24 protein-coding genes are annotated in these 25,113 nt (G+C 69.5%); 12 read left to right on the top strand and 12 right to left on the bottom strand.

What is annotated here, in order from left to right; all coding sequences use genetic code 11:
• Positions 1 to 46: 46 nt before the first annotated feature.
• The 3 genes from ybeY to miaB are packed head-to-tail and all read right to left on the bottom strand — an operon-like array spanning position 47 to position 2,956.
• Positions 47 to 520, bottom strand: a complete 474-nt coding sequence (gene ybeY, locus CAL11_RS17455) for an rRNA maturation RNase YbeY (RefSeq protein WP_033465013.1) — start codon at positions 518 to 520, stop codon at positions 47 to 49.
• Positions 510 to 1,532, bottom strand: coding sequence for a PhoH family protein (locus CAL11_RS17450; RefSeq protein WP_015064328.1), 1,023 nt, complete (start codon positions 1,530 to 1,532; stop codon positions 510 to 512). The genes ybeY and CAL11_RS17450 overlap by 11 nt, the downstream gene beginning before the upstream one ends.
• Positions 1,529 to 2,956 (bottom strand): tRNA (N6-isopentenyl adenosine(37)-C2)-methylthiotransferase MiaB, encoded by a 1,428-nt coding sequence (miaB, locus tag CAL11_RS17445; RefSeq protein ID WP_015064327.1) that lies wholly within the window; start codon positions 2,954 to 2,956, stop codon positions 1,529 to 1,531. Before miaB ends, CAL11_RS17450 begins: the two co-directional genes overlap by 4 nt.
• Positions 2,957 to 3,114: 158 nt before the next feature.
• Between miaB and CAL11_RS17440 the strand changes: the two genes are divergently transcribed.
• A complete protein-coding gene (locus CAL11_RS17440; protein WP_086093644.1) occupies positions 3,115 to 3,846 on the top strand; it encodes a phosphatase PAP2 family protein in 732 nt (243 codons plus the stop codon).
• Between the two features lie 117 nt (positions 3,847 to 3,963).
• On the opposite strand, the gene secF is transcribed toward CAL11_RS17440, so the two are convergent.
• From secF to queA, 5 genes are all read right to left on the bottom strand, one after another.
• Positions 3,964 to 4,899: a protein translocase subunit SecF gene (secF, locus tag CAL11_RS17435; RefSeq protein WP_015064325.1), complete on the bottom strand. Its 936-nt coding sequence runs from the start codon at positions 4,897 to 4,899 to the stop codon at positions 3,964 to 3,966.
• A gap of 50 nt (positions 4,900 to 4,949) precedes the next feature.
• Positions 4,950 to 6,830 carry a protein translocase subunit SecD gene (gene secD, locus CAL11_RS17430; RefSeq protein ID WP_033465008.1) on the bottom strand — a complete coding sequence of 627 codons (1,881 nt, stop codon included), beginning with the start codon at positions 6,828 to 6,830 and terminating at the stop codon, positions 4,950 to 4,952.
• A 64-nt stretch (positions 6,831 to 6,894) separates the two neighbouring features.
• The gene (gene yajC / locus CAL11_RS17425; RefSeq protein WP_015064323.1) at positions 6,895 to 7,239 is read right to left on the bottom strand and encodes a preprotein translocase subunit YajC; all 345 of its coding nucleotides are present in this window, start codon (positions 7,237 to 7,239) and stop codon (positions 6,895 to 6,897) included.
• 147 nt (positions 7,240 to 7,386) lie between these two features.
• Positions 7,387 to 8,523, bottom strand: a complete 1,137-nt coding sequence (tgt, locus tag CAL11_RS17420; protein ID WP_086093643.1) for a tRNA guanosine(34) transglycosylase Tgt — start codon at positions 8,521 to 8,523, stop codon at positions 7,387 to 7,389.
• Positions 8,520 to 9,593 carry a tRNA preQ1(34) S-adenosylmethionine ribosyltransferase-isomerase QueA gene (queA, locus tag CAL11_RS17415; RefSeq protein WP_086093642.1) on the bottom strand — a complete coding sequence of 358 codons (1,074 nt, stop codon included), beginning with the start codon at positions 9,591 to 9,593 and terminating at the stop codon, positions 8,520 to 8,522. The genes tgt and queA overlap by 4 nt, the downstream gene beginning before the upstream one ends.
• A gap of 157 nt (positions 9,594 to 9,750) precedes the next feature.
• Between queA and dacB the strand changes: the two genes are divergently transcribed.
• Positions 9,751 to 11,187, top strand: coding sequence for a D-alanyl-D-alanine carboxypeptidase/D-alanyl-D-alanine endopeptidase (dacB, locus tag CAL11_RS17410; protein ID WP_068925379.1), 1,437 nt, complete (start codon positions 9,751 to 9,753; stop codon positions 11,185 to 11,187).
• A gap of 90 nt (positions 11,188 to 11,277) precedes the next feature.
• A complete protein-coding gene (upp, locus tag CAL11_RS17405; RefSeq protein ID WP_033465004.1) occupies positions 11,278 to 11,919 on the top strand; it encodes a uracil phosphoribosyltransferase in 642 nt (213 codons plus the stop codon).
• 79 nt (positions 11,920 to 11,998) lie between these two features.
• On the opposite strand, the gene cysG is transcribed toward upp, so the two are convergent.
• Complete coding sequence (gene cysG, locus CAL11_RS17400; RefSeq protein WP_068925381.1) at positions 11,999 to 13,420, bottom strand: siroheme synthase CysG; 1,422 nt, start codon at positions 13,418 to 13,420, stop codon at positions 11,999 to 12,001.
• A gap of 264 nt (positions 13,421 to 13,684) precedes the next feature.
• Here cysG and CAL11_RS17395 point away from each other — a divergent pair, with 264 nt between their 5' ends.
• The 4 genes from CAL11_RS17395 (at position 13,685) to CAL11_RS17380 (ending at position 15,618) form a co-directional block, all read left to right on the top strand.
• Positions 13,685 to 14,401, top strand: coding sequence for a hypothetical protein (locus CAL11_RS17395; RefSeq protein WP_086093641.1), 717 nt, complete (start codon positions 13,685 to 13,687; stop codon positions 14,399 to 14,401).
• A gap of 84 nt (positions 14,402 to 14,485) precedes the next feature.
• Positions 14,486 to 14,803 carry a DUF883 family protein gene (locus CAL11_RS17390; RefSeq protein ID WP_003809432.1) on the top strand — a complete coding sequence of 106 codons (318 nt, stop codon included), beginning with the start codon at positions 14,486 to 14,488 and terminating at the stop codon, positions 14,801 to 14,803.
• 40 nt (positions 14,804 to 14,843) lie between these two features.
• A complete protein-coding gene (locus CAL11_RS17385) occupies positions 14,844 to 15,257 on the top strand; it encodes a phage holin family protein (protein WP_033465000.1) in 414 nt (137 codons plus the stop codon).
• Position 15,258: 1 nt separating this feature from the next.
• Positions 15,259 to 15,618 (top strand): hypothetical protein, encoded by a 360-nt coding sequence (locus CAL11_RS17380; RefSeq protein WP_033464998.1) that lies wholly within the window; start codon positions 15,259 to 15,261, stop codon positions 15,616 to 15,618.
• 36 nt (positions 15,619 to 15,654) lie between these two features.
• Here the strand turns inward: CAL11_RS17380 and ubiD are convergent, their stop codons facing one another.
• Positions 15,655 to 17,199, bottom strand: coding sequence for a 4-hydroxy-3-polyprenylbenzoate decarboxylase (ubiD, locus tag CAL11_RS17375; protein WP_086093640.1), 1,545 nt, complete (start codon positions 17,197 to 17,199; stop codon positions 15,655 to 15,657).
• An 83-nt stretch (positions 17,200 to 17,282) separates the two neighbouring features.
• Here ubiD and CAL11_RS17370 point away from each other — a divergent pair, with 83 nt between their 5' ends.
• On the top strand, positions 17,283 to 18,113 hold the full coding sequence (locus CAL11_RS17370) for a lytic transglycosylase domain-containing protein (RefSeq protein WP_033464993.1): 831 nt from the start codon (positions 17,283 to 17,285) through the stop codon (positions 18,111 to 18,113).
• Between the two features lie 37 nt (positions 18,114 to 18,150).
• Here the strand turns inward: CAL11_RS17370 and CAL11_RS17365 are convergent, their stop codons facing one another.
• Positions 18,151 to 19,305: a pyridoxal phosphate-dependent aminotransferase gene (locus CAL11_RS17365; protein WP_086093639.1), complete on the bottom strand. Its 1,155-nt coding sequence runs from the start codon at positions 19,303 to 19,305 to the stop codon at positions 18,151 to 18,153.
• Positions 19,306 to 19,347: 42 nt separating this feature from the next.
• Here CAL11_RS17365 and CAL11_RS17360 point away from each other — a divergent pair, with 42 nt between their 5' ends.
• The 4 genes from CAL11_RS17360 to CAL11_RS17345 all read left to right on the top strand — a co-directional run bounded on the left by CAL11_RS17360 (position 19,348) and on the right by CAL11_RS17345 (position 24,299).
• On the top strand, positions 19,348 to 20,220 hold the full coding sequence (locus CAL11_RS17360; protein WP_086093638.1) for a hypothetical protein: 873 nt from the start codon (positions 19,348 to 19,350) through the stop codon (positions 20,218 to 20,220).
• Between the two features lie 116 nt (positions 20,221 to 20,336).
• Positions 20,337 to 22,625, top strand: coding sequence for an NADP-dependent malic enzyme (locus tag CAL11_RS17355; RefSeq protein ID WP_086093637.1), 2,289 nt, complete (start codon positions 20,337 to 20,339; stop codon positions 22,623 to 22,625).
• A gap of 49 nt (positions 22,626 to 22,674) precedes the next feature.
• Positions 22,675 to 23,838 carry a patatin-like phospholipase family protein gene (locus tag CAL11_RS17350; RefSeq protein WP_086094613.1) on the top strand — a complete coding sequence of 388 codons (1,164 nt, stop codon included), beginning with the start codon at positions 22,675 to 22,677 and terminating at the stop codon, positions 23,836 to 23,838.
• Positions 23,835 to 24,299 (top strand): barstar family protein, encoded by a 465-nt coding sequence (locus CAL11_RS17345; RefSeq protein WP_015064315.1) that lies wholly within the window; start codon positions 23,835 to 23,837, stop codon positions 24,297 to 24,299. The genes CAL11_RS17350 and CAL11_RS17345 overlap by 4 nt, the downstream gene beginning before the upstream one ends.
• A gap of 30 nt (positions 24,300 to 24,329) precedes the next feature.
• On the opposite strand, the gene CAL11_RS17340 is transcribed toward CAL11_RS17345, so the two are convergent.
• Positions 24,330 to 25,070 (bottom strand): 16S rRNA (uracil(1498)-N(3))-methyltransferase, encoded by a 741-nt coding sequence (locus tag CAL11_RS17340; RefSeq protein WP_086093636.1) that lies wholly within the window; start codon positions 25,068 to 25,070, stop codon positions 24,330 to 24,332.
• Positions 25,071 to 25,113 lie beyond the last annotated feature (43 nt).

Here is a 25,113-nt window from a genome sequence, read left to right as displayed (position 1 = left end):
TTGTTCCCCGATTTGGGGTGCATTGGCGTCAATCTGCGCGGCGCCGTCAGGCGGTCAGATAGGGGTCGGCGATTCCCATGCGCGCCAGCACGGCGGTTTCCAGGGCCTCCATGCGCCGCGCCTGGCCGGCCTTGACGTGGTCGTAGCCCAGCGCATGCAGGGTGCCGTGCACCGTCAGGTGGGCCGCATGGGCGAGCAGCGTCTTGCGCTGCTCGCGCGCCTCGCGGGCCAGCACCGGCACGCACACCACGATGTCGCCGCGCGCCACGCCGTCGGGGCCTGTGCCGTATTCGAACGTGAGCACGTTGGTGGCGTAGTCGCGGCCGCGGAATTCGCGGTTCAGGCGCCGGCCTTCTGCCAGCCCCACCAGGCGCAGGCCGAGTTCGGCGCCGGCCAGTCCGGCGTGCCCGTCGCCGGCGGCGCCGGCCAGCGCATACTGGACCCAGCGGCGCAGCCGCCAGCGCGGCAGCCGAGCCTCGGCCACCCCATATTGCACCGACAGCGACAGCTCAGTCGCCATTGGCGGCCGCCTGGTCGTAGGCGTCGACGATGCGCGCCACCAGCGGATGGCGCACCACGTCGCGGCTGGTGAAGCGGGTCGTGGCGATGCCCTGGACGTCCTCGAGCACCTGCACGGCGTGCGCCAGCCCGCTTTGCTGGCCGCGCGGCAGGTCGACCTGCGAGGGGTCGCCGGTAATGACGGCCTTGCTGCCGAAACCGATCCGGGTCAGGAACATTTTCATCTGCTCCGGCGTGGTGTTCTGGGCCTCGTCCAGGATCACGAAGGCGTGGTTGAGCGTGCGCCCGCGCATGTAGGCCAGCGGGGCGATCTCGATGGTCTGCTTCTCGAACAGGCGCTGCACGCGCTCGAAGCCCATCAGGTCGTACAGCGCGTCGTACAGCGGCCGCAGATAGGGGTCGACCTTCTGCGCCAGGTCGCCCGGCAGGAACCCCAGCCGCTCGCCGGCCTCGACGGCCGGGCGCGTCAGCACCAGTCGCTGCACCGTGTCGCGCTCCATGGCGTCGATGGCGCAGGCCACGGCCAGCCAGGTCTTGCCGGTGCCGGCCGGCCCCACGCCGAACGTGATGTCGTGCTTGAGGATGTTGTTCATGTAGTCGCGCTGGCGCGGCGTGCGCGGGCGCAGGTCGGTGCGCCGCGTGCGCAGCACCACGCCGCCGCTTTCGTCGTCGACCGGCGGCAGCGTCTGGTCGAGTTCGCGCGGGTCGGCCTGGACCTCGGCCGGGCGGCCCACGCCGATCTCGACCAGGCCGAGCTGGATGTCGTCGACCGACAGCGCGCGGTGGGTGGCCTGCTCGTGAAAGCGCCGCAGGGCCCGCCCGGCCAGTTCGGCCTGTTCGCCCTCTATCGTGACCCGGCTGCCGCGGCGCGCCAGTTTCACGCCCATGCCGTCGGCGAGCTGGCGCAGGTTCTCGTCCAGCGGGCCGCACAGGTTGGCGAGGTGGATGTTGTCGCCATCGAGATTGACGATGACGGGCATGGTGCGGCGGGCGCGGCTGCGGGAAGTGCTCATTCGGCTCCGGAGGTGTCGCGTTCGATGCCGGCGACGCGGCCGCGCAGCGAGTTGGTGTGGGCGTGGGTGATGACGACGTCGACCATATGGCCGATCAGGCGCGGCACGCCGGGGAAGTTGACGATGCGGTTGTTCTCGGTGCGGCCCATCAGTTCGTTGGGGTCGCGTCGCGACGGGCCTTCGACCAGCACGCGCTGGCGGGTGCCGATCATGCCCTGGGCGATGGCCGCGGCCTGCTGGTTGATGAGCGCCTGCAACTGCTGCAGGCGGCGCAGCTTGACGTCCTGCGGCGTGTCATCGTGCAGGTCCGCCGCCGGCGTGCCGGGACGGCGCGAATACACGAACGAGAACGAGGTGTCGAAGCCGACGTCCTCGATCAGCTTCATGGTCTTCTGGAAGTCCTCCTCGGTCTCGCCCGGGAAGCCGACGATGAAGTCCGACGACAGCGTCAGGCTGGGGCGCGCGGCGCGCAGGCGGCGCACCACCGACTTGAACTCCAGCGCGGTATAGCCGCGCTTCATGGCCGCCAGCACGCGGTCGCTGCCGGCCTGCACGGGCAGGTGCAGGAACGACACCAGCTTGGGCAGCCGCGCGTAGGCGTCGACCATGCGTTGGGTCATTTCCTTCGGGTGCGAGGTGGTGTAGCGGATCCGTTCGATACCGGGAATCTCGTGCACGTATTCCAGCAGCATGGCGAAATCGGCGATTTCGCCGCTATCGCCCATGGCGCCGCGGTAGGCATTGACGTTCTGGCCCAGCAGCGTGACTTCCTTGACGCCCTGGTCGGCCAGGTCGGCGACCTCGAGCAGGACGTCGTCGAAGGGCCGCGAAACCTCTTCGCCGCGCGTGTAGGGCACCACGCAGAAGCTGCAGTACTTGCTGCAGCCTTCCATGATGGACACGAACGCGGTGGCGCCATCGATGCGCGGCGGGGGCAGGGCGTCGAACTTCTCGATTTCGGGGAAGCTGATATCGACCTGCGACACACCCTGGGCGCGGCGGCGCTTGATCAGGTCGGGCAGCCGGTGCAGGGTCTGCGGGCCGAACACCACGTCGACATAGGGCGCGCGCTTGACGATGGCCTCGCCTTCCTGGCTGGCCACACAGCCGCCCACGCCGATCACCAGGTTGGGATTCTGCTTCTTGAGGTGCTGCACCCGGCCCAGGTCGGAGAACACCTTCTCCTGCGCCTTCTCGCGCACGGAACAGGTGTTGAACAGGATGACATCGGCATCCTCGGGGTTGTCGGTCAGCTCCAGCCCCTGGTCGGCGCGCAGCACATCGGCCATCTTGTCCGAGTCGTACTCGTTCATCTGGCAGCCGAAGGTGCGGATATACAATTTGCCCAGGCCCTGGGCGGCGGTGGCCGGCGTGCCGGCATCGGACGGGCCGGCGCCGTCGCGTTTGACAGTGGTTTCTTGCATGGCGGTCGCCGTGACGGGTGTAGATCCCGGGGGCGTAAGTGGACGAAACCGCCTATTTTAGCCTGTCACCCGCGCGTGGTCTTGGCGGTGCCGTATTTGGCAAGTACTATTGCTGGCCGCCGGGCTGCGGCTATCCGGCCCTTATCTCATACCGCCCCATGACCGCAGAACCGATCGCCGCTTTTCCCCCGCCCCAATCCGGGTCGCCCGGCCAGGGGGGGCTGGCCAGCCTGCTGCGCCGCTGCCTGGTGCCGGTGCTGCTGCTGCTGGGGTGCGCCGCCTGGATCGACCGGCCGCTGACGCTGTGGATCAACCGCAGCGTGTCGCCGCAGCTCAATACGGTGTTCGATTACATCGGCAACCTGGGCGACAGCGGCACCTATGTGACGCTCGGGCTGGCGGCCTATATCCTCGGCCTGCAAGGCATGCTGCGCGGCTGGGCCGCGCCATGGGGCTGGACCTGCGAGAAGATCGCGCGCGCCGGCATGCTGCTGCTGGCCACGCTGACCGCCGGCGGGCTGGTGACCTGGGTGCTCAAGAACATCGTGGCGCGCGCCCGCCCCGAGGAGCTGCTCGACGACGGCATCTACGGCATGGGCCGCATGTTCGCCGGCAGTCCCTTCAATTCGTTTCCGTCCAGCCATACCCAGACGGCGTTCGCCGTCGCGGCCGTGCTGGGCATCCTGGCGCCGCGCTGGCGCTGGCCGGCGCTGGCGCTGGCCGCGCTGGTGGCGATCAGCCGGGTCATCAATCGCGACCATTACCTGTCGGATGTGTGCGCCGCTGCCCTGATCGCCGTGGTGGCGGCCTACGCCATCAAACCCTACGTGCTGTCGCCGAGCCACACCTGGCCGTTGCGCGCGCCCTGGCGCTGGCGCAAGCGCGGCTGACGGGGCGCCTGTCCCCACTCCCCATGCGGGGACGGGCGCCTCGCGCATCGGGCCTCATGTAAAAAACCCTGTCCGGCCATGCGGCCGGACAGGGTTTCTTTTTCCGGGAACGGCCTCTCAGGCGACTTCGACTTCGTCGCCGTCCTTCTTGACCGGCTTGACCAGGTCCTCGCGCTTGACCCCCATCCACATGGCCAGCGCGGCGGCGACGAACACCGACGAATAGATGCCGAACCAGATGCCGATGGTCAGGGCCAGCGAGAAGTAGTGCAGGGTCGGGCCGCCGAAGAACAGCATGGCCAGCACCATCATCTGCGTCGAGCCGTGGGTGATGATGGTGCGCGAGATCGTCTGCGTGATCGCGCTGTTGATGACTTCCTGCACCGAGGCCTTGCGGTACTTGCGGAAGTTCTCGCGGATCCGGTCCATGATGACGACCGATTCGTTGACCGAGTAGCCCAGCACCGCCAGGACCCCGGCCAGCACCGCCAGCGAGAACTCCCACTGGAAGAACGCGAAAAAGCCCAGGATGATGACCACGTCGTGCAGGTTGGCGATCACGCCCGCCACGGCGAACTTCCATTCGAAGCGCAGGCCCAGGTAGACCATGATGCCGATCACCACGACCAGCAGCGCCATCAGGCCGTTGTGCAGCAGCTCCTGGCCGATCTGCGGGCCGACGAACTCGACCCGGCGCAGTTCCACCGCCGGATCGGCCGCCTTCAGCGCGCCCATCACGGTTTCGCTCTGGGTGGCCGAGGTCTGGCCTTCGGCGATCGGCAGGCGGATCATGACGTCGCGCGAGGTGCCGAAGTTCTGCACCTGGAAGTCGGTATAGCCCAGCGTGCCGATGGCCGTGCGCACCTGGTCGAGCTGGGCGGTCTGGGCATAGCTGACTTCCATGACCGTGCCGCCGGTGAACTCGATCGACAGGTGAAAGCCGCGCGTGACGATGAAGAACACGGCCGCCAGGAACGTGACCAGGCTGATGATGTTCAGCACCAGGGCATGGCGCATGAACGGGATGGTGCGATGAATCCGGAAAAATTCCATGTTTCGCCTTGCGTATCAGGACGGCGGGCGGCCCGGGCCGCCCGCATCGATCAGTTTGCCTTGGGTTTCCAGACCGTGCCGATGGAAATGCTCGACAGCTTCTTCTTGCGGCCATACCAGAGGTTGGCCAGCGCGCGCACGCCCACCACCGACGAGAACATCGAGGTGACGATGCCCAGGCAGTGCACCACGGCAAAGCCGCGGATCGGGCCCGAGCCGAACGCCAGCAGCGCCAGGCCGACGATCAGCGTGGTGAGGTTGGAGTCCAGGATGGTGCCCCATGCGCGCTCGAAGCCATGGTGGATGGCCTGTTGCGGCGTGGCGCCGTTGCGCAGCTCTTCGCGGATGCGCTCGTTGATGAGCACGTTGGCGTCGATGGCCATGCCCAGGGTGAGGGCGATGGCGGCGATGCCGGGCAGGGTCAGGGTTGCCTGCAGCATGGACAGCAGCGCCAGCAGCAGCAGCACGTTGACCGTCAGGCCGATGGTCGAGAAGATGCCGAACAGGTGGTAGTACACGATGATGAAAACGGCGATCGCGATGAAGCCATACAGCGTCGAGTAGAACCCCTTGGCGATGTTGTCCGCGCCCAGGCTGGGGCCGATGGTGCGTTCCTCGATGATGGACATGGGCGCGGCCAGCGCGCCGGCGCGCAGCAGCAGCGCCGTGTCGGCGGCTTCCTCGGCGCTCATGCTGCCGGAGATCTGCACCTGGCCGCCGCCGATTTCGCTGCGGATGACCGGCGCGGTGACGACTTCGCCCTTGCCGTTCTCGAACAGCAGGATGGCCATGCGCTTGCCGACGTTGTCGCGGGTGACGTCGCGGAAGATGCGCGCGCCCTTGGAATCCAGCGTCAGGTGCACGGCCGGCTGCTGGGTCTGGCCGTCGCGGCCGGGCTGGGCGTCCTGCAGGTTTTCGCCGGTCAGCACCACCTGGCGGCGCACCAGCAGGGGGCGGCCGTCGCGATCGGTGTAGCGCTCCAGGCCGAACGGCACGCTGCCCGCGGCCAGGGCCGATTGCGCCGCCGGGCTGTCGTCGACCATGCGGATCTCGAGCGTGGCGGTGCGGCCCAGCAGCTCCTTGGCCTTGGCCACGTCCTGCACGCCGGGCAACTGCACGATGATGCGGTCGGCGCCTTGCTGCTGGATGACCGGCTCGGCCACGCCCAGCTCGTTGATGCGGTTGTGCAGGGTGTTGATGTTCTGCTTGAGGGCGGTGTCCTGCACGCGGGTGACCGCGGCCGGATTGAGCATGCCCGTCAGCTGCAGCTTGCCGCCGTCGCTGGTTTCGGTGAACTGCAGGTCGGGCAGGCGCGAGCGCAGCACGTCGCGGGCGCGGTCGCGTTGCTCGGCGGTGGCGAAAGTGGCCACGACCGACTGGCCCGAGCGCTCGATGGCGCCGACGTCGGCCTTCTGGTCGCGCAGCACGCTGCGCACGTCGGCCACCAGCGAGTCATAGCGCGCCGTCAGGGCGCCCTGCATGTCGACCTGCAGCAGGAAGTGCACGCCGCCGCGCAGGTCCAGGCCCAGGTACATGGGCTTGGGCTCGAACCAGCCCAGCGACCGCATCCAGGGCGGCGAGGCGGGCAGCAGGTTCAGCGCCACGGTGTAATGGGGGTCGCCGGCCACGGTGTTGAGCGTGCGGTCGATCAGGTCGCGCGCCTGCAGCTGCACGTCGGTGGACGGAAAGCGCGCGCGCACCGTGCCCAGCGTGCCGTTCTGCTCGTAGTAGACGCTGTCGGCCGGCAACTGGGCGTTTTCGATGATCTGCTGGACCTGCTCCAGCGTGGCCTGGTCGACCTTGATCGTCGCCTTGGCGGACGAGACCTGGACGGCGGGGGACTCGCCGTAGAAGTTGGGCAGGGTATAGAGCAGGCCGATGACGACCGCAACCAGGACCGTGATGTATTTCCAGAGGGGATAGCGGTTCATTGCCGGCTACTTCGTGCGGTGGGTGAGCGGAACAAGGCCCCGCCACGCGGGGCCTTGTGTGACCTTACAGGGCCTTGATGGTTCCCTTGGGCAGGACCGCGGACACGGCGGTCTTCTGCATCACCACTTCGACCGGCTTGTCGGCCAGTTCGGAGACTTCGACGGTGATATAGCTGTCGGTAACCTTGGAAACCTTGCCCAGCATGCCGCCCGAGGTGACGACCTCGTCGCCCTTGGACAGGGCGGCGACCATGTTGCGATGTTCTTTCTGGCGCTTCATCTGCGGACGGATCATCAGGAAATAGAGGATCACGAACATCAGAACGATGGGCAGCATGCCCATCAGCGCGTTGCCTTCGGCCGGCGCGGCCTGGGCCAGCACGAGGCCGGCGGTATCGATAGCAGACATTGGTGTACTCCTGGTTGGTTGTTCGAGTCTATATAGGTTGTCTGTATGCCTGTCCCCCGCGCGAGCCTTGGACAGGGCAAGCCGACTATTGTAGCGATGTTGGCGCGGCGCAACGAGGGCCGCGCCGCGCGGGGGGGACGGCCCGCCCTAGTCGACCCCGCGCGCGCGGTCGGCGGCGAACCGGGCGCGCCACGCCTCGAAGCGGCCGGCGGCGATCGCCTCGCGCATTTCGCCCATGATGGCCAGGTAGAAGTGCAGGTTGTGCAAGGTGTTCAGGCGCGCGCCGGTGATTTCGTTGGCGCGCTGCAGGTGGTGCAGGTAGGCGCGCGAGAAGTGGCCGCAGGTGTGGCAGGCGCAGCTGGGGTCGAGCGGGCGCGTGTCGTCGCGGTATCTGGCGTTGCGGATCTTGACGTCGCCGTAGCGGGTGAACAGCCAGCCGTTGCGGGCGTTGCGGGTCGGCATGACGCAGTCGAACATGTCCACGCCGCGCGCCACTCCCTCGACCAGGTCCTCGGGGGTGCCCACGCCCATCAGGTAGCGCGGCGCCTGCGCCGGCAGGCGCGGCGTGACATGCGCCAGGATGCGCATCATGTCTTCCTTGGGCTCGCCCACCGACAGGCCGCCGATGGCATAGCCGTGAAAGCCGATTTCGGCCAGCCCGGCCAGCGACTCGTCGCGCAGCGCCTCGTACATGCCGCCCTGCACGATGCCGAACAGCGCGTTGGGGTTGCCCAGCCGGTCGAACTCGTCGCGCGAGCGGCGCGCCCAGCGCAGCGACATGCGCATCGAGCGGGCCGCTTCGTCGACGCTGGCGGGCCGGCCATCGATTTCGTACGGCGTGCACTCGTCGAACACCATGACAATATCGGAATTCAGCGAGCGCTGGATGCGCATCGACTCCTCGGGCGTCAGGAACAGGCGCGCGCCGTCGATGGGCGAGGCGAACTTGACGCCTTCCTCGGTGATCTTGCGCATGCCTTGCAGGCTGAACACCTGGAAGCCGCCGGAGTCGGTCAGGATGGGCTTGTCCCACTGCATGAAGCCGTGCAGGCCGCCGTGCTTTTCCATGATGGCGGTGCCGGGGCGCAGCCACAGGTGGAAGGTATTGCCCAGCACGATCTGCGCGCCGATCTCCTTGAGCTCGTGCGGCAGCATGGCCTTGACGCTGCCGTAGGTGCCGACCGGCATGAAGATGGGGGTCTCGACCACGCCGTGGTTGAGCGTCAGGCGGCCGCGGCGGGCGCCGCCGTCGGTGGCCAGCAGTTCGAATTGCAGTCCGGTCATGGGGCAGGAGTCTCGATGAACATGGCGTCGCCGTAGCTGAAGAAGCGGTAGCGTCCGGCGACCGCGTGGGCGTAGGCGCGGCGGATCGGCTCCACGCCGGCCAGCGCCGACACCAGCATCAGCAGCGTGGATTGCGGCAGGTGGAAATTGGTGAGCAGGGCGTCGACGATCCGGTAGCGGTAGCCGGGCGTGATGAACAGCCGCGTATCGCCCTGCGCGGCGGCCAGCGGCCCGTCCTGCGCCTGGGCGGCGGCCGATTCCAGCGCGCGCACGCTGGTGGTGCCCACCGCCACGATGCGCCCGCCGTGCGCCCGCGCCCGGGCGATGGCGGCCACCGTGGCTTCGGGCACCGTGTACCACTCGGCGTGCATGATGTGCTCGGCAAGGTTCTGCACCCGCACCGGCTGGAAGGTGCCGGCGCCCACGTGCAGCGTCACGAAGGCCCGCTGCACGCCCAGGGCGGCCAGTTGCTCCAGCATGGGCTGGTCGAAGTGCAGGCCCGCGGTGGGCGCGGCGACCGCGCCCGGCTCGCGCGCGTAGACCGTCTGGTAGCGCCGTTCGTCGGTCGCGTCGGCCGCGTGCGTGATGTAGGGGGGCAGCGGCGTGGCGCCGTGGGCGTCGAGCAGGTCCAGTACCGGGGCGGGAAAGCGCAGGTCGAACAGTTCGCCCTCGCGGCCCAGCACTTCGGCTTCGAAGGCCTCGGCCAGGCGCAGGCGCATGCCCGGCCCCGGCGACTTGCTGGCGCGCACGTGCGCCAGCGCGCGGTCCGGCGCCGTGATGCGTTCGACCAGCACCTCGACCTTGCCGCCGGTGGCCTTCCGGCCCGTCAGGCGCGCCTTGATCACGCGCGTGTCGTTGAACACCAGCAGGTCGTGCGGGCGCAGCAGCCCGGCCAGGTCGGGAAAGCGGCGATCGTGCAGCCGGCTGGCCGCGTCCAGGTGCAGCAGGCGGCTGCCGCCGCGCTCGGCGGCCGGGCTCTGGGCGATCAGCTCGGGCGGCAGGTGGTAGTCGAAATCGGCAAGCGTAAGAGGGGTGGGCACGCGATACGTTCTATGGAAAGCCGCGGCCAATGGCGGCCGCGTTGGACAGCCCGCTATTGTATGCGAGGGCCCCAGGCGGCTCGGCGGCCGGGCACCGGCGCCGAAAATGTGTCCGCGTGCGCCGCGGCGCGCCAGCTTAGGTATGCTTGCATTCTTGAACGAAAGAACATGTAACAGGCAGGGAGCGATGCGGCGGGCAGGCAAACAAGGCAAGTGGCAACAATGGCTGGCCGGCGTCACGCTGGCGCTGGGCGCCGCCGGCGCGGCGGCGCAGGGCCTGCCCTCCAGTCTGGTGGCGGCCTGGAAAGCGACGAAGCTGCCCGACCAGTCGCTTTCGCTGGTGGTGCAGGAGGTCAACGGCCCGCGGCTGGCGGCGCTCAACGCCAAGGAGCCGCGCAACCCGGCTTCCGTCATGAAGCTGGTGACGACCTGGGCCGCGCTGTCCGAACTGGGGCCCAGCTATGCGTGGCGCACCGAATTCCTGACCGAGCCCGGCAACCGGCCCGATGCCCACGGCGTGCTGCGCGGACCGCTGTACCTGCGCGCCGGCGGCGACCCGCAGCTGCTGCTGCAGGACTTGTGGGCGCTGCTGCGCGAGTTGCGGCTGCGCGGCGTCAAGCAGATTGGCGACCTGGTGGTGGACCGCAGCATTTTCGGGCAGGTGGCCATCGATCCCGGCGCCTTCGACGGCGCCTCCGACCGGGCCTACAACGCCAGTCCGGATGCCCTGATGGTGGGCTTTGGCGCGCAGCGCCTGCTGTTCACGCCCGACGCCGCGGCGCGCAAATGGGTGCCGATGATCGATCCGCCGCTGCCGGGCCTGCGCCTGGAAGGCGCGGTCGAGTGGAGCGATGTGCGCTGTCCGGGGCCGCCGGTGGTCGGCACCGAGCCGGTCGTGACCCAGCAGGGCGTGTCCATCCGCCTGAGCGGCAAGGTGGCCGGCTCGTGCGGCGAGTTCAGCCTGTACCGGCTGGCGCTGTCGCAGCCCGAATACGCCAGCGCGGTGTTCCGCCTGCTCTGGCGCGAGCTGGGCGGCACCCTGAAGGGCCAGATCCGCAGCGGCGTCGTGCCGCCGGACGCCGTGGTGCTGGCCAGCCACGACTCGCCCACCCTGGGCGAGGCGATCCGCACGATCAACAAGCGCAGCAACAATGTGATGGCGCGCACCTTGCTGCTGACTCTGGGCGCCGAGCGCGGCCGCCGGCCGGCCACCGTCGAGAGCAGCGGCGTGGTCGCCCGCACCGTGCTGGGCGCGCAGGGGCTGGAAATGCCCGAACTGGTGATCGACAACGGTTCCGGACTGTCGCGCGAGGGCAGGGTGTCGGCCGACAGCCTGGCCTCCATGCTCACGGTGGCCTGGAATTCGCCCCTGATGCCGGAATTCATCTCGTCGCTGGCCATCGCCGGCGTGGACGGGACGGTGCGGCGGCGCCTCAAGGGCAACGGCGCGCAGGGCATGGCCCACCTGAAGACCGGCTCGTTGCGCGATGTACGGGCGGTGGCCGGCTATGTGCTGGGCGCCAGCGGCAAGCGCTATGTGGTGGTCAGCATGGTCAACCACGAGAACGCGGCCGCCGTGCGCGCGTTCGACGACGCGCTGGTCGCCTGGCTGGCCGAACAGTGATTCCCCGCCAACCGGCTTAAAATCCTCGTGTTCCCGCCGGCGGCCCCGTGCCGCCGGCCATTCGAGAGCCATTTACTGGAGATTCCGCACATGCCCGTGCATGAAATCCGCCATCCGCTGATTCGCCACAAGCTGGGCATCATGCGTCGCGCCGACCTCAGCACCAAGAGCTTTCGCGAGCTGTCGCAGGAAGTGGCGGCGCTGCTGACCTACGAGGCGACCAAGGACATGCCGCTGGCGCCCGCCAGCGTCGAAGGCTGGTGCGGCACCGTCGGGGTCGAGAAGATCGCCGGCAAGAAAGTCACCGTGGTGCCCATCCTGCGCGCGGGCATCGGCATGCTCGACGGCGTGCTGAGCCTGATCCCGGGCGCCAAGGTCAGCGTGGTCGGCGTGGCCCGCAACGAAGAGACCCTGCAGGCGCATACCTACCTGGAGCGCCTGGTGGGCGAGCTGGACCAGCGCCTGGCCCTGATCGTCGACCCGATGCTGGCCACCGGCGGCTCCATGGTCGCCGCCATCGACATGCTCAAGCGGGCCGGCTGTCGCGAAATCCGGGCGCTGACCCTGGTCTCGGCGCCCGAGGGCATCGACGCCGTGCTCACGGCGCATCCGGACGTGCAGATCTACACCGCCTCGATCGACCAGGGCCTGAACGAAAACGGCTATATCATGCCCGGCCTGGGCGATGCCGGCGACCGCATCTTCGGCACCACGCAGAAGCACGCCGAGTAGCGCGCCGCGCGAATCCGCCGCCCGCAAGAGAAACCGCCCCGAAGGCGGTTTTTTTTCGCCATTGCGCAAGGCCCCGGGTTCAGGCGGCCAGCGCCTGCGGGCCGGGCAGGCCGCGCTGGTGCTGGCCGAACCATTGCAGGGTGTCGGCCAGGGCGGCGACTTCGCCGACGACCAGCAGCGCCGGAGGGCGTACGCCGCGCTGGCGCGCGATCTCGGGCAGGCCGGCCAGCGTTCCGGTGACCACGCGCTGTTCGGGCCGGCTGCCGTTCTCGATCAAGGCAAACGGGGTGGTGGGCGCGCGGCCATGTTCGAGCAGGCGCGCGGTGACGTAATCGAGCTGGCCGACGCCCATGTAGAACGCCAGGGTCTGCTGGTCGCGGGCCAGGCCGGCCCAGTCCAGGGTGTCCTGGTCGGCGCGGCAGTGGGCTGTGACCATGCGCACCGACTGCGCATGGTCGCGATGCGTCAGGGGAATGCCGGCATAGGCGGCGCAGGCCAGCGCCGCGGTGATGCCGGGCACCACCTCGTACGGCACGCCGTGCGCGCGCAGGTATTCCAGCTCTTCGCCGCCGCGCCCGAAGATGAAGGCGTCGCCGCCTTTCAGGCGCACCACGCGCCGGCCGGCGCGGGCGTGGGCCAGCATGAGGGCATGGATGCGCGACTGGGTGGCGTCGTGGTCTTCGCCAGGCAGCTTGCCCACGGGCAGGCGTTCGGCGTCGCGGCGCGCCAGCGCCAGCACGCCCTCGCTGACCAGGCGGTCGTACAGGATGATGTCGGCTTCATTGAGCGCGCGCAGCGCCTTGAGCGTCAGCAGGCCGGGGTCGCCCGGGCCCGCGCCTACCAGCACGACGCTGCCCCGGGGGGCGGCCTGCGGCGCGCGCAGCGCCTGTTCCAGCTCCTGCTCGGCCAGCCCGGGCTGTTGCTGGCGCAGGCGTGCCGCGACCGGGCCGTCGAGCAGCCAGTCGTAGAAACGCCGCCGCTGGCCGAGGTCGGGGCGGGCGGCGCGGATGCGCGGACGATAGCGCGCCGCCAGGGCCGCCAGCTGGCCGAGCGAATGGTCGAACAGCGACTCGATGCGCTCGCGCAGGCGCCGCGCCAGCACGGGCGCCACGCCCGACGAGGAGATGGCCACGATGAGCGGCGCACGGTCGACGACGGACGGCACCTGGAAGGACGACAGTTCGGCATCGTCGACCACGTTGCAAAACACCCGGCGCGCACGCGCGGCCTCGCTGACCGCCGCGTTGACGGCGCGGTCGTCGGTGGCGGCCACCACCAGCCAGGCGCCGGCCAGCCAGGCGGGCTCGAAGCAGCCGTCCAGGCGGGCGATGCGGCCCTGGCCGGCCAGCTCGGCGAGCGCCGGATCCAGGCGCGGCGCGCCCACGGTGACCTCGGCCCCGGCCTGCAGCAGGGCCTGCGCCTTGCGGGCGGCGACGGCGCCGCCGCCCACCACCAGTACGCGCCGCCCTGTCAGGTCGGCGAAAATCGGGAACAGCGTCATGAAAATCAGCCACGCGGGAAGGCCCGCAGAATGTCAGTCGATCATAGGGATCGGGGTTCATCCCTACAACTTTCGATTTCTTGAATCCATATAGCCATTAATCATTTGGACGCCCGTCGCCCCGGGCGCGGCCGGTCCGGAACCCTGGATGGGCGGGCGGGTCAGAACTGTCTGCCGGGCCGCGTCGGCCGGCGCAACCGGTGTAGTATCAGCCAGCGCGGTCCGCGTCCCGGACCGCCGAACCGAGCGTTTCAGGAGCGGCCCATGATGGTGCGATTTTTTGTTTCAATTGGTGTGCTGGCGTGGGCCGGCGCGGCGCAGGCGGGCGTGTGCGACGCCAAGTTCATGCATGACGGCGGCCAGGTGCAGTTGACCGGCAGCGGCAACATCGGCCTGGGCGCCGACCTGGGCTTCACCGAGGTGTCCAAGACCAATGGCGACAACTGCCGCGCGCGCGTGCAGGGCGTGGCCACTTTCAGCTATGCCGGCCTGCCGCCGGGCAAGTCGCGGCTGGACTACCTGATGACCGTCAAGAATGGCCAGGCCACGTTCGTGAAGTACGCCGAGGCCGGCGAGCAGCCCCGCTCCGAGGGGCAGTTCGACCTGCGCATGCTGGGCCTGTTCGCCTACGACAAGATCAGCGGCGAAGGGCAGCGCCTGCCCGGCGCCAGCTACCGGCTCAGGATCGGCAAGGAGGCGCCGGTGGGCGGCCAGCCGACCACCGTGGTGCGCATCGGCGAGAAGACGGTCGGCGCCCGCCAGGACCTGAGCACGGCGCTGGGCCGCCATGCCTGCTGGCCGATCACCTATCCGCGCAGCAGCGAACCCACCATGGCCACCTTCAAGGGCCTGACCTTGCCGATTCCGGGCATGGACACCACGGTGACCGATTGGTACTGCCCCGGCGTCAACCTGGTCATGCGCCAGGACATCGACCAGGCCGGGATCAAGTCATCCGTTGAGATTACGCAATTGAAGTAGCACCCCGTAGCACGCGGGGGTGCGTGGCGCGGGGCGCGGCTGGTATGATGAACGCGTCATCGACACATCGACAAGGAGCTGATAATGGCCGCGAGAAGATCCGACGAAGCAACGAAAGAGAAACTCATCGACAGCGTCAAGACCAGCCTCAATGATGCCGAGACCCTGCTGCGCGAAGCCGCCAGCACCACGGGCGACAAGGCGACCGAATTGCGCGAGCGCGCGCTGGCATCGGTGCGCCGCACCCGCGAAGCGCTGTACGACGCGCAGGACGCGGTGCTCGAGCGTGGTCGCCGCGCGGCCCGCGCCACCGACGATTACGTGCACGACAACCCCTGGCAGGCCATCAGCATCGCGGGCGTGACCGGCCTGCTGCTCGGCCTGCTGATCAGCCGCCGCTGATCCCGGCGGGGCGGGCCGCGCGCCCGCCCCGGCATGCACAATGGGTTTGCGTAGATCGGTATTCGGCGTGGCCGCCAGTCTGGTCGGACTGACGCGTACGCGCCTCGAACTACTGGCGCTGGAAGCCGCCGGCGAAAAGATCCGCCTGATCAAGCTGCTGGGCATGGCGTTTGGGGCGCTGCTGTTCCTGACCTTGGCGGTCCTGGTGTTCACCATCACGATCGCGGTGGCCTTCTGGCCTACCGAGTCGCGCTATGCCGCGCTGGGCTGGCTGGCGGGCGGCTACGGCGTGATCGGGCTGGTGCTGTTCTACCTGGTCCGGCGCGACCTGGTCGACGGCCCCGTGCCGTTCGCCGCCACGCTCGAGGAGCTCGGCCGCGATACGGACATGCTGGAACGGGTGCGCGATGCGCAACGCGCCAGCGATGGGCAGCGCAACGCGGAGGACGACTGACATGGCCCGCCACTCGGCTTCGGTAGACCGCATGGTGCGGCTTGAATTGCTGCGCGCGCGCGCGGCGCTGGAGCGCGAGGCGCTGGCGCAGGGCATCGTCGAGGCGGGCCGCACGCTGACGCCCGGCAACATGGTCAAATCCATCTGGCCCAGCCTGGGCAAGGCCAATACCTCGCGGCTGTTCTGGCAGGCATTCGCGCTGGTGCGGCGCTATCCCTTCGTCAGCTCGACGCTGTCGGCCATGGTGGTGGGGCGCGGCGGCCGGCGTTCGCGCCTGCTCAAGCTGGCCGGCGTGGCGCTGGTGGGCTGGCAGGCATACCGGATCTGGCAGTCCTCGCGCGAGGAGCGCCAGGCCGATTGAGCCAGGCGCGGGCGGCCGGCGCCGCCCGCTGCATTGCTACAGGCCCAGCGTGTCCCACATGGCGTCCACCCGGCGCTTGACCGCCTCGTCCATGTGTATGGGCGTGCCCCATTCGCGGCTGGTTTCGCCCGGCCACTTGTTGGTGGCGTCCAGCCCCATCTTGCCGCCCAGGCCGGACACCGGCGAGGCGAAATCCAGGTAATCGATAGGCGTGTTCTCGACCAGCACCGTGTCGCGCACGGGGTCCATGCGCGTGGTCATGGCCCAGACCACTTCGGCCCAGTCGCGCGGGTCGATGTCCTCGTCGACCACCACGATGAACTTGGTGTACATGAACTGCCGCAGCACGCTCCACAGGCCGAACATCACGCGCTTGGCGTGGCCGGCGTACTGCTTGCGGATCGACACGACCGCCAGGCGGTAGCTGCAGCCTTCCGGGGGCAGGTAGAAATCGACGATCTCGGGCAGCTGGCGGCGCAGCAGCGGCACGAATACCTCGTTCAGCGCCACGCCCAGCACGGCCGGCTCGTCGGGCGGCTTGCCGGTATAGGTGGAGTGGTAGATGGGGTTGCGCCGCATGGTGATGCGGTCCACCGTGAACACCGGGAACCAGTCCTGCTCGTTGTAGTAGCCGGTATGGTCGCCATAGGGGCCTTCGAGCGCCATTTCGTAGCCGGTGGCCGGGGGCGGGTTGACGCCATCGGGCACCACGGGCGCGACGGCGCGCGGGTCGTCGGCCGGCAGCAGGTGGCCCTCGAGCACGATCTCGGCCGAGGCCGGCACCGACAGTTCGCTGCCCAGCGCCTTGACGACCTCGGTGCGCGAGCCGCGCAGCAGCCCGGCGAACTGGTACTCCGACAGCGTGTCCGGCACCGGCGTGACCGCGCCCAGGATGGTGGCCGGGTCGGCGCCCAGCGCCACGGCGATGGGAAACGGCGTGCCCGGGTGGGCCTGGGCGTGGTCGCGGAAATCCAGCGCGCCGCCCCGGTGCGACAGCCAGCGCATGATCAGCTTGTCGGGCCCCAGCGGCTGCTGGCGGTAGATGCCCAGGTTCTGCCGGCGGGCGTTCGGCCCGCGCGTGATCACCAGCCCCCAGGCCAGCAGGGGCGCCACATCGCCCGGCCAGCAGGTCTGGATGGGCAGGCGGCCCAGGTCGACATCGGCGCCTTCCCAGACGATTTCCTGGCAGGCGGCGCCGCGCACGGTCTTGGGGCTCATGTCCCACAGGGCGGCCTTCAGCATGGAGACCTTGGCCAGCGCGTCGCGCAGGCCCTTGGGCGCCTCGGGTTCGCGCAGCGAGGCCAGCAGTTCGCCGGTTTCGCGCAGGGCGCCGACGTCTTCGGCCCCCATGCCCCAGGCGACCCGCCGCGGCGTGCCGAACAGGTTGGCCAGTACCGGCATCTGCGCCGGCGCGTCGTTGTGGCGGGCATTCTCGAACAGCAGGGCCGGGCCGCCGGCGCGCAGCACCCGGTCGGCAATCTCGGTCATTTCCAGCCGCGTGGAGACCGGCGCGGTGATGCGTTTGAGTTCGCCCTGGCGTTCAAGCTGGGCGAGAAAATCTCGGAGGTCGCGATACTTCAAGGCAGATCCCGGCAAAATAGTTACATTTTTGAGGCAAAACAGAGGTTAACATCTGGCTCCTCTCATTCCACGCAGGAGGTCCCATGCCCGATGCGTCAGTGGCCGGCCTGTTCCGACAGCTGGCCCAAGGAGTGCACCACCATCTCGCCGAATGGCTGCGCATCAGTTCCCTCTATCTGGGCATCGCGGTCATCGTGACAGTGAGCATGGGGTTTGCCTTGCCCGGTCTGCGCGACCAGGCGCTGCAGGTGCACAAAGCCTTGTTGACCGCCCTGGCACCTACGTCCATGCCATCCGCCGAACTGGAACCCGGAGCCGAACCCGGCGCCGATGCGTCCTCGGCCGTGGTCATGGCGATACCGAGCGCGCCCGCCAGCAACGCGACCGGATTCCTCGGTCCGTTGCGCAGCGATACGCCGCCGGCGCCGCCCAAACGTCCATCCGCCGCCTCGAGCGCGCAGGTGGAGGCATTGCGCAACTATATCTCGCGCAAGTACAAGGTGGCCTATGACGCCACCGCCGTGCTGGTCAACACCGTCTACAAGGTCGGTCGCGAGAAACAGCTCGATCCGCTGCTGTTGCTGGCCGTGATCGCCATCGAGTCGCGCTACAACCCGTTTGCCGAAAGCCCGGTGGGCGCGCAAGGGTTGATGCAGGTGATGACCCGGGTGCACCAGGAGAAGTTCGACGCCATTGCCCACGTGGGCAAGGGCAATCCGCTCGATCCGGTGGCCAACATCCATGTCGGTTCCACGATCCTGAAGGATTGCATCAACCGCCGCGGCTCGGTCAATGGCGGCCTGGCCTGCTATGTGGGGGCCACCGGCCCCGACGACGGCGGCTACGGCGCCAAGGTGCAGGCGGAGCGGCGCCGCCTGGCGCTGGCCTCGGGTATCGCGCTGGCGCGCGATTGAGGCCGTGCCGGCGCCAGCCGGCACGCGCCGCCGCGGCCTACAGCAGCTTTTCGATGCGGGCCACGGCGTCCTGCAGGCGGTCCAGCCCGGTTGCGTACGAGAAGCGCATGGTGCGCTCGCCATGGGCGGGGCCGAAGTCCAGCCCCGGCACGGCGGCCACGCCGCCCTCGTGCAGCAGGCGGTGCGAGAACGCCATGCTGGTCGTGCCCAGCGCCGCGATGTCCGCATAGATGTAGAACGCGCCGTCCGGGCGCACCGGCACCGGGATGCCCAGGCGTTCGAACTCCGGCAGCAGGTAGTCGCGCCGCTGCTTGAAGGCCTCGCGGCGATGTTCGAATATCTTCAGCGCGTCGGGCGTGAAGCAGGCCAGCGCGGCATGCTGGGCCAGCGTGGGCGCGCAGATGGCCAGGCTGGCGGCCATTTTCTCGATCTTGGCCGTCATGCTTTCGGGCACGATCATCCAGCCCAGGCGCCAGCCGGTCATGTGGAAGTACTTCGAGAAACTGTTGATGACGATGATGTCGTCGTCCAGCAGCAGCGCCGAGCGCGGTTGCGATTCGTACGACAGCCCCAGGTAGATTTCGTCCACGATGCTGAAGCCCTGGCGTTCGCGCACGGCGGCCAGCAGTTCGGCCAGTTCGTCGTGGGCGATCGAGGTGCCGGTGGGGTTGCTGGGCGAGGCGATCAGCACGCCCCGGGTGGCGTCGTTCCAGTGGTCGCGCACGTCCTGCGCCGAGAGCTGGAAGCGCTTGGCGGCGCTGCTGGGAATCAGGCGCGGCTGGCCGCCGGCGGCCAGCACGAAGTTGCTGTTGGCCGGGTACGAGGGGTCGGGCATCAGGACCTGCGCGCCCGGATCGACCAGCGCGGCGCAGGCCAGCGCCAGCGCGCCCGAGGCGCCGGCGGTGACGATGATGCGGGCCGGGTCCACGCGCGCGCCGAATTCGCTTTCGTAGAATGCGGCGATGGCTTCGCGCAGGGCGGACAGGCCGGCCGGCGCGCTGTAGCCGCTCAGGCCGGCGCGCGCGGCGCGCTCCAGCGCTTCCACCACCTGGGGCGGCGCGGTAAAGTCCGGTTCTCCGATTCCCAGGCTGATGATGTCGCGTCCGGCCGCTTGCAGGGCCTGCGCTTCCTTGAAAAGCTCCACAACCTGGAATGTCAGAAAATCGTTGGTACGAGTGGCTAGGCGCGGCATGGGAAATCGAATGGGTTATGTAGCGAAAGGGGGATTGTAGTCATGCAGCCATCGCGACGCGCTTTCCTGCTCGGACGCCGCCCGCGGCAGTCGTCCTGGGCGGCGTTCTGCGAGCGGCTCTCGCTGGCGGTCGCGGCGCCGCTGCGCGACCTGGATCCGTCCGGGGGCGCGGCATTGTTGCTGGCGCGCTCGGATGCCGAGGTGCGCCGCGCGCGCGCGCTGTGCCAGGAGTATGGCGTGAGCCTCGGCCTGCCGGGCGCCCGGCAGGCCGGGCGGCCGGTGTTGCAGATCGATCCGCGCGGCCTGCGCGCGCTGGCCCCCGAAGGCGCAGCCTGGCGCGCCGGCCCCGGCTGCCTGGCGGGAGAGCTGGCCGCCGCCGGCCTGGGCCAGTTCGCCGAGGTCGCGCCGGAGCGCACGCTGGCCGACTGGCTGGCCGACGCGCACGGCTGGCCTACCGGCGAGACCGGCGCCAGCGGCGTGCTGGAGGCCAGCGTGCTGCTGGCCGATGGCACCGTCGAGGCGCTGGGACCCTTCGGCGCGGCCGACGTGCGGCCGCTGCGCTCGGCCACGGTGCAGCGCCTGGTGCCGGCCCTGTTCCAGCTGGCCGGCGGCCCGGATGCCGCGGCCTGCCTGGCCCTGCCGGCCTGGCCCGCGCGCTGCCGCCTCGACGCGCTGCAGCCGCGCGAACCGGCAGGCGTCAACCTGGCGCACCTGTTGCTCGGGCATGACGGCGCGCTGGCCTGGGTGGAAAGCGTGCTGCTGGCGCCGGCGCCAGCGCCGCCGCCGGCCGCGCCCGGCGATGCGACGGCCGAGGCCGCGCGCCTGGACGCGCGCGTGCGCGCGCTGTTCGATCCCGACGGCGTGCTGGCCGCGCGCGCCGGGGCCGGCGCGGTTGGCGTACAGGGGCGGGAGTAAGATAGCGCCACTGCGCCTTGCGCAGCCGGCCAGCCCGTGCGGGCGCGGGCAGCATCTTTCCGGCGCGCGCTGCCGCATCGTTCACTTTCGCAGCTCCAACCTACGTCATCGCCATCATGGACGCCAACTTTCGCAAGGCCGCGCTGGAATATCACGAGCATGGCCGCCCCGGCAAGATTTCGGTCACCCCCACCAAGCAGCTGAGCAATCAGCGCGACCTGGCCCTGGCGTATTCGCCGGGCGTGGCCGCCGCCTGCGAGGAAATCGTCGACGATCCGGTGAACGTGTTCCGCTACACCGGTCGGGGCAACCTGGTGGGGGTGATCACCAACGGCACGGCGGTGCTGGGGCTGGGCAACATCGGCGCGCTGGCCTCCAAGCCGGTGATGGAAGGCAAGGCGGTGCTGTTCAAGAAATTCGCCGGGCTGGACGTGTTCGACATCGAGATCAACGAGACCGACCCGGACAAGCTGGTGGAGATCATCGCCGGGCTGGAGGCCACCTTCGGCGGCATCAACCTGGAAGACATCAAGGCGCCGGAGTGCTTCACGGTCGAGCGCAAGCTGCGCGAGCGCATGAAGATCCCGGTGTTCCACGACGACCAGCACGGCACCGCCATCACCGTGTGCGCGGCGTTCATCAACGGCCTGGAAGTGGTGGGCAAGGATATTGCGCAGGTCAAGGTGGTGACCTCGGGCGCCGGCGCCGCCGCCCTGGCCTGCCTGGACCTGATGGTGGACCTGGGCCTGCCCATCGAGCATGTGTGGGTGACCGATATCGAGGGCGCGGTCTATCAGGGCCGCACCGCCCTGATGGACCCGGACAAGGCGCGCTACGCGCAGCCGACCGAAGCCCGCACCCTGGCCGAAGTGATCGAGGGCGCGGACGTATTCCTGGGCCTGTCGGCCGGCAACGTGCTCAAGCCGGAGATGGTGGCCGCCATGGCGGCCAACCCGCTGATCCTGGCGCTGGCCAACCCCAATCCCGAGATCCTGCCCGAGGCCGCGCACGCGGTGCGCGACGACATCGTCATGGCCACCGGCCGTTCGGACTACCCGAACCAGGTCAACAACGTGCTGTGCTTTCCGTACATCTTCCGCGGCGCGCTGGACGTGGGCGCGACCACCATCACGCGCGAGATGGAAAAGGCGGCCGTCCTGGCCATCGCCAACCTGGCGCGCGAAGAGCAGAACGAGGTCGTGGCCGCCGCCTACGGCACCTACGACATCTCGTTTGGCCGCGACTACCTGATTCCCAAGCCGTTCGACCCGCGCCTGATCGTGCGCATCGCGCCGGCGGTGGCCAAGGCGGCCATGGAAAGCGGCGTGGCCACGCGTCCGCTTGCCGACCTGGACGCCTACGCCGAACAGCTGCAGCAGTTCGTCTACCACTCCGGCGCCTTCATGAAGCCGCTGTTCTCGCAGGCCAAGCAGATCGTGCGCGACGGCGGACGGGCCCGCATCGTCTTCACCGAGGGCGAGGACGAGCGCGTGCTGCGCGCCGTGCAGGTCGTCGTCGACGAGGGCCTGGCGCGCCCCATCCTGGTGGGCCGCCCCGCGGTGCTGTCGGCGCGCATCGAGAAATTCGGCCTGCGCCTGCGGCTGGGCCAGGATGTCGAAGTCTGTAACCCGGACTACGACGAACGCTTCCACCAGTACTGGACGACGTATTGGGAGCTGATGTGCCGCCGCGGCATCACCAAGGAGATGGCGCGCGTGGAAATGCGCCGCCGCCTGACCCTGATCGGCGCCATGATGGTGCGCCTGGGCGACGCCGACGGGCTGATCTGCGGGACGGTGGGCGCCTACGCCGACCACTTGCGGTTCATCGACGAGGTCATCGGCAGGAAACCGGGCGCGCAGACCTACGCGGCGATGAACATCCTGCTGCTCAACGAGCGCACCGTGGCGCTGGTGGATACGCACGTCAACGACGACCCCAGCGCCGAGCAGATCGCCGAGTACACCGTGGCGGCCGCCGAGGAAATGCGGCGCCTGAACCTGGCGCCCAAGGTGGCGCTGCTGTCGCGCTCGAATTTCGGCACAGGCAGCTCGGCTTCCGGCGCCAAGATGCGCCGCGCGCTGGAACTGGTGCGCGAGCGCGCGCCCGAACTGGAGATCGACGGCGAGATGCACGGCGACTGCGCGCTGGACGAGGCGCTGCGCCTGCGCATCCTGCCGTCGTCCACGCTCAAGGGGGAGGCCAACCTGCTGGTGTGCCCCAACGTGGATTCCGGCAACATCGCCTACAACCTGCTCAAGACGACCGCCGGCGGCAACGTCGCGGTGGGGCCCTTCCTGCTGGGCGCCAACGCGGCGGTGCACATCCTGACGTCGAGCTCGACGGTGCGCCGCATCGTCAACATGGCCGCGATGGCCGTGGTCAATGCCGACGCGGTCCGCTGAGCGCGGCGCGGGCAGGGCGGGGGGCGCCCGCCCGCTGACCGGCCTGGTCATGACGGGCGGCGGCGCGCGCGCCGCCTACCAGGTGGGCGCGCTCAGCGCCATCATGGCGATCCTCGACCCCAAGGCGCGGCCGGGCTATCCCAACCCGTTTCCCATCATCTGCGGCACCTCGGCCGGCGCGGTCAACGCGGCGGCGCTGGCCTGCCGCGCCGACCGGCCCCACCTGGCGGTGCGCCGCATGCGGCGGCTGTGGGCCTCGCTGGAGACCGGCATGGTGTACCGGGCCGACGCGCCCGGGCTGATCCGCACCGGCGTGCGCTGGCTGGGCCTGCTCTCGCTGGGATGGATGTATGCCGGCCTGACGCGCAAGCGGCCCCAGTCGCTGCTCGACAGCAGCCCGCTGGCCGACCTGCTGGGCCGCGTGATGGACTTCGACCGCATGCGCCACAACCTGGCGCGCGGGAAGCTGTCGGCGCTGGCCATCACCGCCTCCGGGTATACCAGCGGCGAGCACCTGACCTTCTACCAGTCGGACCGGCCGATCGACCCCTGGCACCGGTTCCTGCGCCGCGCCGTGCCTTCGGCCATCGGGATCGATCACATCATGGCCTCGTCGGCCATCCCGTTCGTGTTCCCGGCGCGGCCGGTGCGCGTGCACGGGCAGGTCGAATGGTGCGGCGACGGGTCGATGCGGCAACTGGCGCCCATCAGCCCGGCCATCCACCTGGGGGCGACCCGGGTGCTGGTGATCGGCACGGGCTTTCATGACGACACCCACCCGGAAAAGCGCGAGGAGGACCCGCCATACCCGTCGCTGGCCCAGGTCGGCGGCCACGCGCTGTCGAGCATCTTCCTCGACGGCCTGTCGATGGACGTCGAGCGCCTGGAGCGCACCAATTTCCTGCTCGGCCGCGGCGGCCAGGAGGCCGAGCCGGAGTTCGCCCTGCGGCGGGTGGAGGTGCTGGCCCTGACGCCCAGCCAGTCGCTCGACCAGCTGGCGCTGGAGCACCTGGACGACATGCCGTCGGAAGCCCGTACCCTTTTCCGCGTTCTCGGTGTATCGTCCGACCCGAGCCGGTCAAACGGTGGCGCGCTGATGTCATATCTCCTGTTCGAGCATACGTACACGCAACGATTGATCGAACTGGGTTATGCCGATACGATGCGGCGTATTGACGACGTGGTGAAGTTTTTCGGGGAGGCCGGGGCATGACGCGTAACGGTCAGGCGACTTTGCAGCGCCAACTGCGCCGTGGCGGCGCTTTGGATCACGACGGGCTGGACAAGCAGGCCGTGGTCGACGCCACGCGTGAGCTGGGCATGTCGTTGCTGGTCGCCGATTGCGACCGCGCGCGCAGCCGCTCGGCGGTATTGCGCGCGATCGCCAAGGCGGTCGATTTTCCCGAATATTTCGGCGGCAATCTCGATGCCCTGTACGACTGTCTGTGCGACACCGTGCTGGACCACAAGACCGGCATCGTCCTGTGGCTGTACCGCCTGCATTCGGGCGATCCGGCATTGCACGAAGACAGCAATCTCATCGATGGCGTATGCGCCGACGCGGCCGAGTTCGCCCGCGAGAACGGCCGGGTGTTCGCCTATGTCATCGAGCACGCCGGACGGCACCCCGACCCCGAGCCGGGCGTGGCCGCGGCCCCCTACGGCGAGGCCTGAGGCCGGCGGGGCGCCCGGGCGCCCCGGCTGCTAGCCGTTCCAGCCCCGGATGGCGCTGACGGCGGCGATCAGGGCGATGCCCGCGGTTTCGGTGCGCAGCACCCGGGGGCCGAAGCGCACCGCCTGCACGCCGGCCGCGCGCGCCTGCGCCAGTTCGTCATCCGACCAGCCGCCTTCCGGCCCCACCAGCAGGCAGATGTCGTCGTGCGCAGCGTGCCGCGTCAGCGCGCCGGCCAGGTCGAGTTCGGCCTCGGGGTGGCACAGCAGGCGCAGCGACGCGCCGGGCGCTTGCGCCAGCCAGGTCGCCAGGGCCTGCGGCGCGTCCACGGCCATCAGGCGGTTGCGGCCGCATTGCTCGGCGGCCGCCTGGGCGACCCGCTGCCAGTGCGCCAGGCGCTTTTCGGCGCGCGCCCCATTCAGCTGGAGCACGCTGCGCTGCGCCGCGATGGGGCTGACCCGCCAGGCGCCCAGCTCGACCGCCTTCTCGACCACCCAGTCCATCTTGTCGCCGGCAGGCAGGCCCTGGACCAGCGTGATGCGGCCCGGCAATTCGGCTTCGCGGGGCACGTGCGCGCCCAGCTGCGCCCAGGCCGCCTTGCCCTCGATCTCCAGCGTGGCGGGATATTCGCCGCCGGCGCCGTCGAACAGCACCAGGGCCGCGCCGGCGCGCAGCCGCAGCACACGCACCGCATGGTGGGCGAGCGCCTCGGGCAGCGCCATGCGCTCGCCGGGCGCCAGGCGGGCGTCGCAGTAGAAACGGGGCAGTGACATGACAGTTTCGCGTACGGCTGGGACAAGGCCGTAAGCCTATCAT

Source organism: Bordetella genomosp. 6 (assembly GCF_002119705.1).
Taxonomy (GTDB): Bacteria; Pseudomonadota; Gammaproteobacteria; order Burkholderiales; family Burkholderiaceae_B; genus Bordetella; species Bordetella bronchiseptica_F.
This window is presented reverse-complemented; position numbering and strand designations above follow the sequence as displayed.